This window comes from Blastococcus xanthinilyticus (assembly GCF_008124835.1).
Taxonomy (GTDB): domain Bacteria; phylum Actinomycetota; class Actinomycetes; order Mycobacteriales; family Geodermatophilaceae; genus Blastococcus; species Blastococcus xanthinilyticus.
The window spans coordinates 82,397-98,102 of sequence record NZ_VNHW01000007.1; the positions used below are offsets into that span (position 1 = coordinate 82,397).

The 15,706-nt window shown below is 74.9% G+C and carries 14 protein-coding genes; 2 read left to right on the top strand and 12 right to left on the bottom strand.

What is annotated here, in order from left to right:
* Positions 1-39: 39 nt before the first annotated feature.
* Positions 40-1,029, top strand: coding sequence for a UDP-glucuronic acid decarboxylase family protein (locus BD833_RS12225; protein WP_166533419.1), 990 nt, complete (start codon positions 40-42; stop codon positions 1,027-1,029).
* Positions 1,030-1,186: 157 nt separating this feature from the next.
* Positions 1,187-2,779, top strand: a complete 1,593-nt coding sequence (locus tag BD833_RS12230; RefSeq protein ID WP_243737622.1) for a substrate-binding domain-containing protein — start codon at positions 1,187-1,189, stop codon at positions 2,777-2,779.
* Positions 2,780-2,893: 114 nt separating this feature from the next.
* Here BD833_RS12230 and BD833_RS12235 read toward each other — a convergent pair whose 3' ends face one another.
* The 12 genes from BD833_RS12235 to BD833_RS12290 all read right to left on the bottom strand — a co-directional run bounded on the left by BD833_RS12235 (position 2,894) and on the right by BD833_RS12290 (position 15,673).
* Positions 2,894-3,871, bottom strand: a complete 978-nt coding sequence (locus BD833_RS12235) for a glycosyltransferase family 9 protein (RefSeq protein WP_166533421.1) — start codon at positions 3,869-3,871, stop codon at positions 2,894-2,896.
* A 22-nt stretch (positions 3,872-3,893) separates the two neighbouring features.
* Positions 3,894-5,303 (bottom strand): D-glycero-beta-D-manno-heptose 1-phosphate adenylyltransferase, encoded by a 1,410-nt coding sequence (gene rfaE2 / locus BD833_RS12240; RefSeq protein ID WP_166533422.1) that lies wholly within the window; start codon positions 5,301-5,303, stop codon positions 3,894-3,896.
* Positions 5,300-5,998, bottom strand: a complete 699-nt coding sequence (locus BD833_RS12245) for a D-sedoheptulose-7-phosphate isomerase (RefSeq protein ID WP_243737623.1) — start codon at positions 5,996-5,998, stop codon at positions 5,300-5,302. The genes rfaE2 and BD833_RS12245 overlap by 4 nt, the downstream gene beginning before the upstream one ends.
* On the bottom strand, positions 5,995-7,239 hold the full coding sequence (locus BD833_RS12250; protein WP_166533423.1) for a glycosyltransferase: 1,245 nt from the start codon (positions 7,237-7,239) through the stop codon (positions 5,995-5,997). The genes BD833_RS12245 and BD833_RS12250 overlap by 4 nt, the downstream gene beginning before the upstream one ends.
* Positions 7,236-8,216, bottom strand: coding sequence for a glycosyltransferase (locus tag BD833_RS12255; protein ID WP_166533424.1), 981 nt, complete (start codon positions 8,214-8,216; stop codon positions 7,236-7,238). The genes BD833_RS12250 and BD833_RS12255 overlap by 4 nt, the downstream gene beginning before the upstream one ends.
* A complete protein-coding gene (locus tag BD833_RS12260) occupies positions 8,213-9,301 on the bottom strand; it encodes a glycosyltransferase family 9 protein (protein ID WP_166533425.1) in 1,089 nt (362 codons plus the stop codon). The genes BD833_RS12255 and BD833_RS12260 overlap by 4 nt, the downstream gene beginning before the upstream one ends.
* Entirely contained in the window at positions 9,298-10,794 is a 1,497-nt protein-coding gene (locus BD833_RS12265; protein ID WP_166533426.1) for an HAD-IIIA family hydrolase, read from the bottom strand. The genes BD833_RS12260 and BD833_RS12265 overlap by 4 nt, the downstream gene beginning before the upstream one ends.
* 245 nt (positions 10,795-11,039) lie before the next feature.
* Positions 11,040-11,717: a 3-oxoacid CoA-transferase subunit B gene (locus BD833_RS12270; protein ID WP_208092621.1), complete on the bottom strand. Its 678-nt coding sequence runs from the start codon at positions 11,715-11,717 to the stop codon at positions 11,040-11,042.
* Positions 11,714-12,379: a 3-oxoacid CoA-transferase subunit A gene (locus tag BD833_RS12275; RefSeq protein ID WP_166533427.1), complete on the bottom strand. Its 666-nt coding sequence runs from the start codon at positions 12,377-12,379 to the stop codon at positions 11,714-11,716. The genes BD833_RS12270 and BD833_RS12275 overlap by 4 nt, the downstream gene beginning before the upstream one ends.
* Positions 12,380-12,445: 66 nt before the next feature.
* Positions 12,446-14,140: a tripartite tricarboxylate transporter permease gene (locus BD833_RS12280; protein ID WP_166533428.1), complete on the bottom strand. Its 1,695-nt coding sequence runs from the start codon at positions 14,138-14,140 to the stop codon at positions 12,446-12,448.
* 1 nt (position 14,141) lies between these two features.
* Positions 14,142-14,594: a tripartite tricarboxylate transporter TctB family protein gene (locus BD833_RS12285; protein ID WP_166533429.1), complete on the bottom strand. Its 453-nt coding sequence runs from the start codon at positions 14,592-14,594 to the stop codon at positions 14,142-14,144.
* Positions 14,595-14,674: 80 nt separating this feature from the next.
* On the bottom strand, positions 14,675-15,673 hold the full coding sequence (locus BD833_RS12290) for a tripartite tricarboxylate transporter substrate binding protein (protein WP_166533430.1): 999 nt from the start codon (positions 15,671-15,673) through the stop codon (positions 14,675-14,677).
* Positions 15,674-15,706: the final 33 nt, after the last annotated feature.

The following is a 15,706-nucleotide window of genomic DNA, read 5'->3' on the forward strand; positions in this document are numbered from 1 at the left end:
GCGAGAGCGCGCTCCCGCGCGCGGTCGAGGAGGGCAGCCATGGTCAGCGGGCCGGTACGCGAGGCACGGACGATCCGCCGGGCGGTCGTCACCGGAGGAGCCGGGTTCCTGGGCTCCCACCTGTGCGAGCAGCTGCTCGAGCGGGGGGTGGAGGTGGTGTGCCTCGACAACTTCCTCACCGGCTCGCCGGAGAACGTGCTGCACCTGATGGAGCACCCCGGCTTCCGGCTGGTCCGCTGCGACGTCACCGACTACGTGCACATCCCTGGCCCGGTCGACCTCGTCCTGCACTTCGCCTCGCCGGCCAGCCCCATCGACTACCTGAAGATGCCGATCGAGACCCTCAAGGTCGGCAGCCTGGGCACCCTGCACACGCTCGGCCTGGCCCACGAGAAGGGCGCTCGGTACGTGCTGGCCTCCACGTCGGAGGTCTACGGCGACCCCCTACAGCACCCGCAGACCGAGGAGTACTGGGGCAACGTCAACCCGGTCGGCCCGCGCGGGGTCTACGACGAGGCCAAGCGGTTCAGCGAGGCCATGACCACCGCCTACCGGACGTCGAAGGGCACCGACACCGGCATCGTGCGGATCTTCAACACCTACGGGCCGCGGATGCGCGCCGACGACGGCCGCGCGATCCCCGCCTTCGTGAGCCAGGCGCTGGAGGGCCGGCCGCTGACCGTCGCCGGCGACGGGTCGCAGACCCGCTCCATCTGCTACGTCGACGACACCGTCGCCGGCATCCTCGCGATGGCGTTCAGCGACCAGCCCGGGCCGGTGAACATCGGCAACCCCGACGAGCTGTCGATGCTCCGGCTGGCCGAGTGGATCGTCGAGCTGACCGGCTCCGACTCCCCCATCGACTACATCGACCTCCCGGTCGACGACCCGAAGGTCCGCCGTCCCGACACCACGCGGGCGGAGGAACTGCTGGGCTGGCGGCCGCAGGTGGCCTCCGAGGAAGGCCTGCGCCGCACCGTCGCGTGGTTCGCCGCCCAGCGGGAGAGCGTCGCGAGCCAGGCCGTCTGACGCTACGTCGCCAATCATGCGACTAGAGTCACCCCGAAGAGACGCGGGACACCTCTAACCTGGAGGAGCGGGACCGGGGGGAGCCGCCCCTGACCCGAGTCGATCTCAGAGAGCGAGCATGGGCCGCCACGCCGAAATCACTGCACGGCGCCGTCCGGTGCCCACCCTCCTCGTCGCCGTCGGCATCGCCCTGGTGCTCGCCGCCGGAGGCCTCGTCTGGTGGCTGGCCGGGAGCGGTGGGTGCGACGAGCGCGTGACCGTCGACGTCACGGTGGCCCCCGAGCTGGGCGAGCTGACCGAGCAGGTCCTGGCCGACGAGATCGTCGTCGAGGACCGCCTCTGCGTCGACACCGCCGTCGCCACCCAGCAGCCGCTGCAGACCGTCGGTGACCTCTCCGTCCTAGAGCCCGACGCGCTGCCCGACGTCTGGGTGCCCGACTCCTCGCTCTGGCGGGCCCGCGCCGCGGAAGCCCCCCTCGAGGTCGTCGGCAGCATGGGCGCCTCGCCGGTGGTCCTGGGCACCAGCAGCGATGCCGTGGCGGAGCTGGGCTGGGCCGAGGAGCCGCCCGGCTGGGGCGAGGCCCTGTCCGGCGGGCAGCCGTTGGCCGTGCCCGACCTGGCCACCAGCGCCGAGGCGCTGGCCGCCCTGACCGCCGTGTCCACCGCGCTCGGCGGGGGCGAGGAGGCGGGCAACGCCGTCGTCCAGGCCGTGCTCGCCGCGCAGCGGGGGCCGGCACTGTCCGCCGCCGACGGGCTGGCCGCCGGCCGGGACGGCGGAGCGGACGCGCCGCTGGTGCCGGTCAGCGAGCAGGAGATCTACGCGCTCAACCAGGCCGGCGAGGACTCCTCGCTGGTCGCCGTCTACCCCGAGCAGGGCAGCCCGGTGCTGGACTACCCGGTGCTCCGCGTCGGGACGCCCGAGGGCGACCAGGCCGAGGCGGTGGCCGCGGTCGTCGAGGCGCTCACCTCCGACGCCGCCCGCACCGCCGCACTGGAGGCCGGCTTCCGGGACGCCGACGGCACCGCTCCCCCCGAGGCGGAGGCCGCCGGCATCAGGGCCGCGGCACCCACGACCCTCGAGCTGGACCCGGCCGGGGTGCAGGCGCTGGTGGCACAGCTGAGCAGCCTGGCCGACCCCTCCCGCATCCTGACGGTGTTCGACGTCTCGACCTCCATGGAGGCGCCCGTCGGGGACGGCACGCGGGCGACCCTGGCCCGCGACGCGGCGAAGGCGACGCTGTCGCTGGTGCCCGGCGACTTCGCCCTCGGCCTGTGGGCGTTCGCCTACCAGCTGGACGGCGAGCAGGACTGGTCCGAGCTGGTGCCGATCCGCGAGCTGGACTCCGTCGTCGACGACACCACCCAGCGCCAGCTCCTCGACGCCCAGCTGGACACCATCCCCGACCTGCTGACCCCCGGCGGCACCGGGCTGTACGACACCACGCTGGCCGCCGTGCGGGCGGCCCGGGAGAACTACGACCCGACCGCGGTCAACAGCGTCCTGATGGTCACCGACGGCACCAACGAGGACGACGCGGAAGGCATCTCGCTGGAGAACCTGCTCATCACGCTCTCCGCCGAGGCCGACCCCGACCGGCCGGTCAAGGTCATCGGTGTCGCGCTCGGTCCGGACGCCGACATCAGCGCCCTGGAGCAGATCGCCGAGGAGACCGGCGGGGAGGCGTACTCCGCCGTCGACGAGAACGACCTGCAGACGGTGCTCTTCGACGCCCTCCGCCAGCGCGGCTGAGAGGGTGCACATTGCGATCCTCCGGATCGCACCGCGGGCTGTGACATTGCGATCCTCCGGATCGCACCGCGGCCATGAGCCGTTCCCCGGGCGCCTGGAGCCGCTGCGTCAGGCCTACGCGGACCCCTCCGGGGCCCACTCGGCCTGACCGTGCACCTGCTCCTCCACCGCCTGGATCACCTCGTCGACAGTGATCGCCGCCAGCGCCGGGTCCAGCTCGGTGCCCCAGGGATCGCCGGTGCCGTTCCCGTGCCAGAGCACCCGGTGCAGCGGCCCGTGCTCCGCGGGGCGGTGCGGAGGGCCCCACAGCAGCGGGGACACCGGGCCGAAGAGCACCACCGACGGCCGCCGGTAGGCCGTGGCCAGGTGCGCGACGCCGGTGTCCCCGCACACCACCAGGCGTGCGGCGGCGACCACGGCGGCCAGCTCCAGGGACGTCGTCCGGCCGGCCAGCACCGCGGACTCCCCCAGCCCGGCCTGCCCGGCCACCGACCGCGCCAGCTCCACCTCCGCCGGGCCGCCGGTGATCCGCACGTCGAGCCCGGCGGCGGCCAGGTACCGGGCGACGGCGGCGAACCGCTCCGCCGGCCAGCGCCGCCCGGGGAACGCCGCGCCCGGGTGGACCACCGCGACGTCGCGCACCGGCGGCGGCACGGGCGGGACGGCGAGATCGAGCTCGTCGGGGTCGGCCGCCACGCCCAGCCCCTCGGAGACCAGCCGGCACCAGCGGCGCACCTCGTGCTCGTCCGGGTACCAGGTCGGGCCGGGGTAGCCGGGGCTGGCGAAGGTGAGCAGCCGCCGCGGGTGCAGGTCGGCCACGACCACGTGCGAGGCCGGGCCCTTGCCGTGCAGGTCGACCGCGAGCTCCGGCGGCGGGCCGGCCCAGTCCAGCGGCTCGAGCTCCCGGGCGGGCAGCACCTCGTCCACCGCGTCGATCAGCTCGGCGAGGGGGCGCAGCGGCTCCGTCGTCGCCAGCACCAGGCGGTGGTCGGGCACGGCCCGCCGCACCGCGCGGATCGCCGGCACTCCGGTGAGCAGGTCGCCCAGGCCGAGCGGACGCAGCACCACCGCCGCCGGCGTGCCGCCACTCACGATGGTGATGCCGCTGCCGGCGTCACACGCGGGAGCGCTCGACCAGCGCGGTGGTCGAGTGGCCGTCCAGGTAGGGCAGCACGACCGCCTGGCCTCCCCAGGAGCGCAGCACCTCGGCCTCGGGCAGGTCGGCGCCGGCGTAGTCGCCGCCCTTGGCCCACACGTCGGGCCGCAGCCGCTCGAGCACCTGTGCGGGGGTGTCCTCGCCGAAGACGACGACCGCGTCGACGAACTCCAGCGCCTCCAGCACCCGCGCCCGGTCGGTCGCGGTGACCAGCGGCCGGGACGGGCCCTTGAGCCGGCGCACCGACTCGTCGGAGTTGATGCACACGATCAGGCAGTCACCCAGCCCGCGGGCCGCCCGCAGCGTGGCCACGTGCCCCGGGTGCAGCAGGTCGAAGCAGCCCCCGGTGGCGACGACGGTGCCGCCGGCGGCGCGCACCCGGGCGAGGACGGCGTCGGCACCCGGTTTGGCGACGACGTTCGCCTCGTCCGGCTCGGCCGCGTCCCACGCCGTCGCGCCGCCACGGGCCACGAACGCCGACGCGAAGGCCACGGCGGCGGCCACGGCCTCGCCGGTCACTGCCCCGTCGGCCAGGGCGAGCGCCGCGGCGGCGGCGAAGGAGTCGCCGGCGCCGCACGGGTCGCCGCCGGTCACCGCGACGGCGGGGACGACCATCGGCGCCCCGGAGCCGTAGGACAGCAGCGCGCCCCGGGAGCCGATCGTGACCGCGACCGCACCGACACCCCAGTGCCGGATCAGCGCCTCCGCGCGGGCGCCGACGGCCGCCAGGCCGGTGCCCTCGGCGACCACCCCGGCGGCGGCGGCCACGCGGGCGGCCTCCGCCCCGTTCGGCGTGACCAGCCGGGCGGTCGGCACCGGGTCCGCGCCCCGCGGGTGCGGGTCCCAGACGACCGGGCCGCGGGCGGCCGCCAGCGCCGTGCGCACGGCCGGATCGGCCGTGGTGCCACGGCCGTAGTCGGCGACCAGCACCGCGGCCGCGTCGCGGATCGCCGCGGCCGCCTCGGCCGGCAGGTCGCCGAGCTCCGCCACGGGCGCGCCGCTGTCGAGCCGGGCGACCGAGTGGTCGCCCACCCGCACCCGCTGCTTGACGGCGGTGCCACCCGTCGCCGGGATCTCGATCAGCCGGACCCGGCCGGCGAGCAGGGCGCGCAGCCGGCCGGCGCCCTCGTCGGTGTCCAGGGGCGCGACGAGCACCACCTCGCGGGAGCCGGCCGCCGCCGCGATCACCGCGGCCAGCGCGGCACCGCCCGGCCGCTCCCGCCGCTCGATGTCCTCCACCACCGGCACCGGCGCGTCGGGGGTCAGCCGGGACGCGGAGCCCACCAGGTCGACGTCGAGCAGCGCGTCGCCGACGACGACCAGCGGCCGGGTGGCGGCGCTCCCGCGCGCCGGACGACGGGCGGTCACTTCGCCGCCTCCAGCGAGGGGCCGGAGGGCACCCGCGGGGGCTCGGCGAGCACGGCGGCGTCGAAGGCGGCGCAGACCAGGTGCAGCGCGACCAGGTGGCACTCCTGCACGGTCGCCGTCCACGGCGAGTCGATGCACACCGCCTCGTCGGCCGCGGCGGCCAGCGGGTTCGGCGCCGGCCCGGTGACGGCCAGCACGGTGATGCCGCACTCGCGGGCTCGCCGGGCGGCGGCGACGGCGTTGGGCGAGCGACCCGACGTCGACAGCAGGATCAGCACGTCGCCGGGCCGGCCGTGGGCCTCCACCTGGCGGGCGAACAGCTCGTCGGCCGGGTAGTCGTTGGCGATCGCGGTGAGCGACGAGGTCTCCGCGGTGAGGCAGATGGCGGAGAACGGCGGCCGGTCCGCGCGGTAGCGGCCCACCAGCTCGGCGGTGAGGTGCTGGGCCTGGGCGGCGCTGCCCCCGTTGCCGGCGGCGAGCAGCCGCCCGCGGGACCCACCGCACAGCACGTCGGCCAGCAGCCGGCCCCAGCGGTCGAGCACGGGCACCTGCGCCTCGACCGAGCGCAGCGCGCTGGTCAGGGAGGCGACGTGGTCGGCGCCGGTCAGGTGCGTGCAGGTGTCGGGGGACACGACCTCGGCGGCGGTGTCCGGGGCCGCACTCATCGGTGCACCGCTCATCGGCAGGCTGGTCATCGGGCGACCTCCACGGGACGACGGCGGGTGAGCACCTGCCGGTAGACGGTTTCGGTGTCGGCCACGACCCGGGCCCAGCGGTAGCGGGCTCGGGCCCGCTTCACGCCGGCGGCGCCGTAGGCGGCGCGCCGGTCGTCGTCGGCGAGCAGCGCGGCGAGGACCGCGCCCAGCCGCTCGGGGTCCCGCGGCGGCACCAGGTCACCGGTGACGCCGTCGGCGACGGTGTCCTGCAGCCCGCCGACGGCGGTGGAGACCACCGCCCGCCCGCAGGCCATGGCCTCCAGCGGGGTGATGCCGAACGGCTCGTACCAGGGCACCGCGAGGACGACGTCGGCCGAGCGCACCCAGGCCGGCACGTCCGCGCGCGCCACCGAGCCGGCGAAGACCAGCCGGTCGGCCACCCCCGCATCGGCGGCGATGGCCCGCAGCCGGCAGACCTCCGGGTCGGTGTCGATCGCGTCCACCGCGGGGCCGCCGACGACCACCAGCTCGGCGTCCGGCACCGCACGCAGCGCCCGCACCGCGTCGTCCTGGCCCTTGCGCTCGACCAGCCGGCCCAGCACCAGCAGCCGCTTCCGGTCGCTGCGCGGGGCGACCGGCCCGCGCGGGGTGAACACCGCGGTGTCGACGCCGCAGGGCACGATCGAGACCCGGTCCCTGGGCAGACCGAGGCGGCGCAGCTCGAAGACCTCGTCGGAGCAGGTGGCCACCACGTGGCTCACGTCGCGGCACAGCCCGCGCTCGAGGTCGATCCGCTCGGCCGGGGAGGTGTCGGCATCGCCCTGGTGGCGGCGCTTGACCGAGCCGAGGGCGTGGAAGGTCTGCAGCACCGGGACGGGCGCGAGCAGGCTGGCCGAGGCCTCGACCGACGCCAGGCCGCTCATCCAGAAGTGCGCGTGCACCACGTCGGGGGGCTGCGCGGCCCACCCGTGCCGGAGCACCCGCGCGAACGCCGGCATGTGCTGCAGCAGCTCGTCCTTGGGCAGCGCCTCGGCCGGACCGGCGGGAACGTGGGCGACGTCGTACCCGTCCTCGGTGGTCACCCGGTCCGGCAGCGCGGCGTCGTCCCGGCGGGTGTGCACCGTGACCTCGTGGCCGCGGGCGGCGAGCCCGGCGGCCAGGGCCGCGACGTGCACGTTCTGGCCGCCGGCGTCCACGCCGCCGATCGCGGCGAGCGGGCTGGCGTGCTCGCTGACCAGGTCGATCCGGAGCGGGTACGTGCCCAGCTGGTCGGTCCTCATCGGGTCACCTCCTCGAGGAGCGCATCCCAGTCGCGCAGGAAGCGGTCCAGTCCGTAGCGCTCGAGGGCGGCGGCGCGGGCAGCCTTGCCGGCGATCCGCGCGGCCTCCTCGTCGTGCAGGAACTCGCGCACCGCGGCCCAGAGCCGGTCGGGGCGGGTGGAGACCACGCCGGCCTCGGCGGGCACCGCCTCGACCGCCTCGGTGGTGGCCAGCCCGACCACCGGCAGGCCCAGGTGCATCGCCTCCAGGAGCGACAGGCCCAGCGAGGTCCAGCGCACCGGGTGCACGTACACGCGGCGGCGGGCCAGCTCCGTGTGCATCGCCGCCTGCGGGGGGTCGTCGTGCAGCGCGACGCGGTCGGGGTCCAGGCCGTAGGCCTCGTGCAGGCCGGTCAGCCCCATGCCGAACACGTCGACCGGCGCGATCCGCGCGAGCCCCGGCAGCAGGTCCGCGCCGACCGTGCGGCCCCGGCGCACCGGCTCGTTGGTGACGACCGCGGCGCGGGCCAGCTCGCCGGTGTACCGATCCCCCGGGTCGACGATGCCGTGCTCGATGACCGTCGTCGGGGCGCGGCCGTTGTCGTAGAACAGCTCGTTGAAGAAGGTGACGTGCGCGATCGGGATGTCGTCCCGGTCGGCCATCGGGTGCCGGGTGTGCGGAACCGGTCCGTCACCGGGCTCGAGCCCCGGCGCGTTGTGCTCCAGGAACACCGCGGGCAGGTCGCGTCCGGGCTCGCGACCGAGCCACTCGCGGACCAGCTCGAGGTCGCGCCGGCGCTGCAGCACGACGACGTCGGGCGGGTCGGCGCGCAGCTGCTCGGGGGTCACCTCGCGGGCCGACGCGGGCCAGTCCCAGGTGCGGGCGCGGCCCAGGCCGTCGGCGTCCCGGGCCGGGGTCACCGGCAGGAGGTACTCGTGCCGCCCCTGGACGAACGCCGTCGTCCAGGAGCCGTGCACGTGCCAGACCAGGATCTTCACGTTCTCCCCTGAGAGCTGGTCGCCGCCTCTCGGGCTGCGGCAGGGATGCGGAGAACGGCCGGCTGCTGGACCGCGCTGGTGAGCTTCTCGACCGCGGCGACGACGTCCTGCGCCGTCACCGAGGTCAGGCAGGGGTGGCCGGGCACGGGGCACTCCCGGGCCCGGGTGTCGCGGCAGGGTGCGGACTGGTCGCCCAGCAGCACGCTGGGGACGCCGTACGGCGCCCAGCGGACGGCGGGCACCACCGGGGAGAACAGCGACACGACCGGCGTGCCGACGGCGGCGGCCAGGTGCGCCGGGCCGGTGTTGCCGACGACGACGGCCACGGCGCCGTCGAGCAGCGCGGCCATCTCCGGCAGCGAGGTCTCCCCACCGAGGTCCACGCCCCGGGTGCCGGCCACGGCCGCGGTCAGCGCCCGCTCCCCCGGGCCACCGGTGACCAGGACGCGGTGGCCGGCGTCGGCCAGCGCCTCGACCGCCTCGGCGCACCGCTGCGCCGGCCAGGTGCGCGCGGGCACGGACGCCCCGGGGTGCAGGACGACATAGCCGGGCTCGGTGGCGGCCGGGTGCGCGACCGGGGGCAGGGGCCGGCGCACCGCGAGCCGGCCGTCGTCACCGGCCGGCGGCTCGAACCCCGCGGCCCGGGCCAGCGAGAGCGCGCGCTCGGGCTCGGGCAGGTCGTCCTCGACGCGGTGCCGGACGTCGAGCAGCGTGCCGGGGTAGTCGACGCTGATGGCCGAGATCCGGGGCACCCCCGCGGTGCGCAGCACCAGCGCCAGGGGCAGCGGCGACTGGTGGAACGACGTGGAGATCACCGCCTCGTCGGGCGCGAGGGCCCGCACCCGGTCGGTGAGGGCGGCGAGGTCGTCGGCGTCGACCGGCGGCGGGTCCCCGAGGATCCACGGGCAGGACCAGGTCCACACCTCGTCGACCCCGGGCAGCAGCGCCGCCGCCGCGGCGCCGGCCGGGCCGGCGAGGAGGACGACCCGGTCCGCGCCGTGCGCGACGGCGCGGAGCAGCGGGCCCTGCAGCAGCACGTCGCCGGCGTTGTCGAGCCGGGCGACCAGCACGGTGCGTGGCGTCACCACTCACCCGCCAGCACGTCGCCGACCGCGGCGGTCAGCGTCGCCGCCACGCGGGGCGCGGCGTCGACCTCGGAGTTCCGCGTCACCGGTGTGGGCACCATGATCGCGGTCGCGCCGGCCGCCGCGGCGGCGTCGACGTCGGCAGCGATGTCACCGATGACCACGCAGCGCGCCGGCTCCACGCCGAGCCCGGCGCAGGCGGCGGTGACCATGCCCGGCGCGGGCTTCCGGCAGTCGCAGGCGTCGTCGGGGCCGTGCGGGCAGAACTGGACGGTGTCGAAGGGGCCGAGCAGCTCGTCGAGCCGCTTCATGCAGGCGTGCACCTGCTCGGTCGTGATCAGGCCGCGGGCGACGCCGGACTGGTTGCTCACCACGCCGACCCGCACCCCGCGGGCGCGCAGCGCGTCGAGCGCCTCCTTCGCGCCGTCGACCGGGCGCACCCAGTCGGGGTCGCCGTTGTAGGGGAAGTCGTGCACCAGGGTGCCGTCGCGGTCGAAGAGCACGAGATCGGGCAGCCCCCGCCAGCGGCGGACGCCCACGTGCTGCACCACTCCGCGCAGCCAGTGCCAGGTGGCCAGCGGCGGGATGAGCGCACTGGTGGCGAGCATGGTCGTGACCTCGGCGCGGTCGCGCGGGCCGGGCGCGATCCGCCGCCAGGCGAACTCGGCGGTGCCTGCCGCCCAGGTGGCGGCCGCGAGCGCCGCGGCCCCCGGTCGGCGGGCGAGGGCCAGGCCGAGGGCGGCCAGCGCCGCGGCGGTGACGGCGGTGTGCTGCGGCCGGCGGCCGAGCGGGGCGGCGGCGCGGTGCGGCGCCCGCCAGTCGGGGCCGTGCAGCCGCCGCATGAGGACGTCGTCGGCGTTGCCGGCCTGCACCCGGACGCTGGTCCAGCGGCCGGTGGGGCGCACCGGGTGGGTGATCCAGCGCTCGCCGCGGACCAGCCGGGCGCCGGTGTCCATGATCCGCAGCGCGAGGTCGGAGTCCTCGCGGAAGGCGCGCGGGAAGCGCTCGTCGAAGCCGCCGACCGCGGCCAGCGCGCTGCGGCGGTAGGCGAGGTCGGCGGTGATCCAGCTGGAGGTGGCCAGCCCCGCGGTGCCGCGTTCCCAGTCGGTGGGCCGCCGGTCCTCGGGCAGCGGCACCCGCACCCGGCCCTGGCTGCCGGCGACGTCCGGGCCGAGGTCGGCGAGGTCCTGCTCCAGCCGCTCGTACCAGTCGGGGTCGGGAACCACGTCGTCGTCGAGGAAGGCGATCCACTCGGTGCGGGCGGTGCGCCAGCCCAGGTTGCGGGCGCGCGCGGGCCCGCCGCCGCCGGTGCGCACCACGCGGACCGGGGGCAGGCCGGGACGGTCGGGGCGCAGCGGCTCACCCGTGGGCCGGTCGTCGACGAGGACCAGCTCGGCGGGGCGCGGGCCCGGGGCCGCGGCGAGCGCGTCGAGCAGGACGTCGAGCGAGGGACGCCCGATCGTCGGCACCACGACGGAGCACTGCGCGAGCATGATCACCGTCCTGCCCGTTCTCCTGCGGCCGAAACACTACGGGCTTGAAGTGTCCGGCGTCGCAGTCGATGGACGTGCCGGGAACGGCCGCCGGGCTGCGCGCGCCCGGGTCCCGGTCCATCGATGGGAGCCGCGACCGGGTGGAGGGCATGCGTGGCAGGTCGGTCTCTGCCCACTGCTGTGGGCAGCGACCGACGCTCGCCGGAGAACGTCAGCGGCCGGACGAGTTCAGCGGCCGAAGGAGGTCAGGCGTCGGCCGGCACCAGGACGGCGACGTCGTCGGCGAAGGTCAGCGGCGCGCCGGTGCGCCGCTGCAGCTCCTCCCGGTCGAGCCCGGCCACCATGTCCACCACCACGAACCCGTCCGGCCCGACGTCGATGACCGCGAGCTCGGTGTAGATCCGGTGCACCACGCGGGCGGCGGTGAGCGGGTAGGTGCACTCCGGCAGCAGCTTGTGCCGGCCGTCCGGGGTGGTGTGCATCATCAGCACCAGCACCCGCTTGGCCCCGACGGCGAGGTCCATGGCGCCCCCGACGGCCGGCGGCAGGTTCGAGTCGTCGGTGGCCCAGTTCGCGAGGTCGCCCTGCTGCGACACCTGGAAGGCGCCCAGCACGGTGACGTCGATGTGTCCGCCGCGCATCATCATGAACGAGTCGGTGTGGTGGAAGTACGAGCCGCCGGTGAGCAGCGTGACCGGCTGCTTCCCCGCGTTGATCAGCTCCCAGTCCACCTCGTCGGGTGCCGGCGCCGGGCCCATGCCGAGGATGCCGTTCTCGCTGTGGAAGATGATCTCCTTGTCGGCGGCGACGACGTCGCCGACCAGCGTGGGCATGCCGATGCCGAGGTTCACGTAGGCGCCGTCGGGGATGTCCCGTGCCACCCGGGCGGCCATCTGGGTGTGCGACAGCTGAGGACCGCTCACTCCGCCACCTCCACGACGCGGTCGACGAAGATGCCCGGGGTCACGACCGCCTCGGGGTCGAGGTCGCCCAGCTCCACGAACCCGCGCACCTGCACGACGGTGGTCGTGGCGGCGGTGGCCATGGTCGGGCCGAAGTTCCGGGCCGCCTTGTTGTAGACCAGGTTGCCCCAGCGGTCGGCGTGCAGCGCCTTGACCAGGGCCATGTCCCCGCCGAGGGGTTCCTCGAAGACGTGCCGCCGTCCGGCGATCATCCGCACCTCCTTGCCGCGGGAGAGCAGCGAGTCGGCGCCGGCGGGGGTGAAGAAGCCACCCAGCCCGGCCCCGGCCGCCCGCATGCGCTCGCTCAGCGTGCCCTGGGGGACGAGCTCGAGCTCGATGTTGCCGGCCCGGTAGAACTCCTCGAACCAGATCGACCCGGCCGACCGCGGGTACGAGCAGATGATCTTCCGGACCCGGTGCTCCCGGATGAGCGCGGCGACGTCGGTCTCACCGGCGCCGGCGTTGTTGGTGACGATGGTCAGGTCGCGCGCGCCCTGCTCGAGGACGGCGTGCACCAGCTCCACCGGGACGCCGGCCGCGCCGAAGCCGCCGACCAGGACGGTCGAGCCGTCCGCCAGCCCCTCGACCGCCTCGGCGAGGGACGCCACCCGCTTGTCGATCACTGCGCCTCCGGACGTCGTCCCGCCGCCGCGCGGGCAGCCGCTCGCGACGGTGTCCGCCGCGTCCGGTCAGCCACGGTCGGGCCCCTCGCCCCTCCCGTGCGCCGTCGACCCGGAGGCCCCGGTGCCGTCGCGCGGTGCGGACCCGGTGCCGTCCTGGGGCGCCGTGGAGACCGCGCCGCCCACCGGCGCCGCCGACTCGGCCCCGGGCGATCCCTCGGGCTCCGCGGTCATCCCGGCGGCCGCGAGGTCCTCATCGCCCGGCGTGGCCGGGCGGCTGCGCCCGCGACGCTTACGGATGCCCGACACCACGCTGATGAGGATCACCAGCGCCATGAGGGCGAAGATGGTCCCGGACATGGGCCGGGTGAAGAAGGTCGAGAACTCGCCGCCGGAGAGCAGCATCGATCGGCGGAAATTGGTCTCGAGGATCGAGCCGAGGACGAAGGCGAGCACCAGCGGGCCCGGCTCGAACCCGGTCTTCTTCATCAGCCAGCCGATGACGCCGAAGATCAGCACGACCCACATGTCGAACGAGTCGTTGTTGACCGAGAAGACGCCGGCCATCGTGACCATCAGCGCGAAGGCGGCGAGGATCCCGGACCGCACCCGCAGGAGCTGCACGAACACCCCGACCAGCGGGATGTTCAGCGCCAGCAGCATCAGGTTGCCGATGTACATCGAGGCGATGACGCCCCAGAAGATCTCGGGCTCCTGGGAGATCAGCTGCGGGCCCGGGGTGATGCCCTGGACCAGCAGTGCGCCGAAGATCAGCGCCAGCACCACGTTCGCCGGGATGCCGAGGGTGAGCAGCGGGATGAACGCCGAGGTCGACGAGGCGTTGTTCGCCGTCTCGGGCCCGGCGACGCCCTCGATGGCGCCCTTGCCGAACCGGGTCGGGTCCTTCGCCCGCCGCTTCTCCGTCGCGTAGGAGGCCAGCGAGGAGATGACCCCACCGCCACCGGGCAGCACGCCGATGAAGAAGCCCATCACCGAGCCGCGTGCGATGGCGCCCGAGGAGTCGCGGAAGTCCTTGCGGCTCGGCCAGATGTTCTTCAGCTTGGTCTTGACCGCCTGGGCCTTCTCGGTCTTCTCGACGTTGTAGAGGATCTCGCCGACGCCGAACAGCCCCATGGCCACCGCGACGAAGTCGAACCCGTCGAACAGCGCGATCTGCCCGAAGGTGAACCGGGTGGTCCCGGTGATGTCGTCCTGGCCGACGGTGGCCAGGAACAGGCCCAGGGCCGCCATGCAGAGGCTCTTCACCGGGTGCCGGGTGCCCAGGTAGGTCACCAGCAGGATGCCGAGAGCGGTGAGCGCCACGTACTCCTGGGAGCCGAACTCGACGGCCAGGTCGGCCAGCGGCGGCGCCAGCAGGGTCAGCCCGATCACGGCGACGGTGCCGCCGATGAACGAGCCCACCGCGGCGATACCCAGGGCCGGGCCGGCCCGGCCCTGCTTGGCCATCTGGTAGCCGTCGAAGGTGGTGACCACCGACGCGGCCTCGCCGGGCAACTGCAGCAGCACCGAGGTGATCGTGCCGCCGTACATCGACCCGTAGTAGATGCCGGCCAGCAGGATGACCGCGGTGACCGGCTCGATCGAGTAGGTCAGCGGCAGCAGCAGGGCGATCGTCGCCGTCGGGCCCAGCCCGGGGAGGACGCCGATGACGGTGCCGATGAGCACGCCGATGAAGACGTAGAGCAGGTTGGTCGGGTCGAGGGCGACACCGAAGCCCTGACCGATCCCGTCGAGGATGCCCACGTCAGCGCCCCGTTCCCGCGAAGAGGATGCCGTCGGGGAACGGCACGGCCAGCGCCACCTCGAACAGCACGTAGAACAACAGTGCCCCACCGACCGCCAGCGGGACCGCCAGGCGCCACGGCTCCTTGGCGAACAGCCGCAGCCAGAACAACAGCATGAGCATGGCCGGGACGACGAAGCCGATGATCTCGAACAGCACGATGAAGACCGCGAGACCCGCCAGCCCGCCCACGATGCCCAGGGCGCTCCGGGTCCACGGCTCGTAGTCGGCCGGGTCGTCGATGAACAGCAGCAGGACCGCGGTCAGGGTCAACAGGCAGGCGACCAGGAACGGCCAGAGCCCCGAGCCGGGGGCGCTCAGCTCACCGAGCCCGAGCTCGTACGAGCCGTACATCGCGGCGAGGCCGAGCACCAGCATGACCGCGGGGGCCAGCCGGTACAGGTGCTTGGACATCGGACCCTCTCAGGACGAGGCGGGACGGGGAGGACCGGCGTCGTGGGCCCGGCCGCTTCCGGCCGGGCCCACGACGGGGCTCACTCCTGGAGGATCGGACCGTACGCCTCGACGATCTCGTCGATGCGCTGGGCGAACGCCTCGGAGCCGATGAACTCGTCGGGCACGTAGTCCTCGCCGAGCTGCTCGCGGACGGCGTCCTTCTGCAGGCAGGTGTCGACGGTCTCCTCGAGCGTGGAGACGACGTTGTCCGGCACGCCGGCCGGGGCGGCCAGACCGAAGACCGAGACGCTGCTGGTCAGCTCCTCGAAGCCGGACTCGGCCAGCGTCGGGGCGTCGATGTAGTCGACCGGCTCGGCCGGGCTGACCGCGAGCGGCACGAAGCTGCCGGCCTCGATGTTGGTCAGCACGTCCTGCGAGGAGTTGATGAAGATGGCGTCGACGTTGCCACCGAGGATCGCCGTCGTCATCTCGGCGTTGCCGGTGAAGGGCACCGCGGTGACCTCGACGTCGTACTCCTCGGCCAGCCGCCGCAGCTCCATCGCCTGGGAGGTGGTGGTGCCGGGGACGCCCACGTTCAGCTCACCCGGGTTCTCCTCGGCGTAGGAGAAGAACTCCTCTGCGCTGGCGAACTGCGAGTCCTCGCCGACGATGAGCGCCGACGGGATCTGGGTGACCGCGGCGATCGGGACGTAGTCCTCGTTGGTGTAGCCGACGTCGTCCTGCAGCGGATTGGTCGCCGAGGCGGGGACCGCGATCAGCGAGAGGCTGTAGCCGTCGTTCCCGCCGGCGAGCATGGCCTGCATGCCGACCGAGCCGGACGCGCCCTCGCGGTTCTCCACCACGACGGTCTGGCCGAGCTCCTCCTCGATGCAGGTGCCGATGGTGCGCGCCGCGAGGTCGGTGGGCCCGCCGGCGGCGTAGGGGACGATGAGGCTGATGTCCTCGGTGGGGTACTCGGCGGCGGCCTCGCCGCCCTCGCCCCCGGCCTCGGTGTCGGTCGCGTCGTCGCCGCAGGCGGCGAGGACGAGGACGGATGCCGCCAGGATGGCGGGCGCGGTGGCGCGGAAACGTCGCATGGTTCCTCCGGGGTGGTGCGGATCGGTACGGAT

Bases quoted from the DNA above. Each gene is read 5' to 3' on its own strand.
- BD833_RS12225 (WP_166533419.1), top strand. From the start codon at position 40: ATGGTCAGCGGGCCGGTACGCGAGGCACGGACGATCCGCCGGGCGGTC.
- BD833_RS12245 (WP_243737623.1), bottom strand. From the start codon at position 5,998: ATGACCAGCCTGCCGATGAGCGGTGCACCGATGAGTGCGGCCCCGGAC.
- BD833_RS12250 (WP_166533423.1), bottom strand. From the start codon at position 7,239: ATGAGGACCGACCAGCTGGGCACGTACCCGCTCCGGATCGACCTGGTC.
- BD833_RS12265 (WP_166533426.1), bottom strand. From the start codon at position 10,794: ATGCTCGCGCAGTGCTCCGTCGTGGTGCCGACGATCGGGCGTCCCTCG.
- BD833_RS12285 (WP_166533429.1), bottom strand. From the start codon at position 14,594: ATGTCCAAGCACCTGTACCGGCTGGCCCCCGCGGTCATGCTGGTGCTC.
- BD833_RS12290 (WP_166533430.1), bottom strand. From the start codon at position 15,673: ATGCGACGTTTCCGCGCCACCGCGCCCGCCATCCTGGCGGCATCCGTC.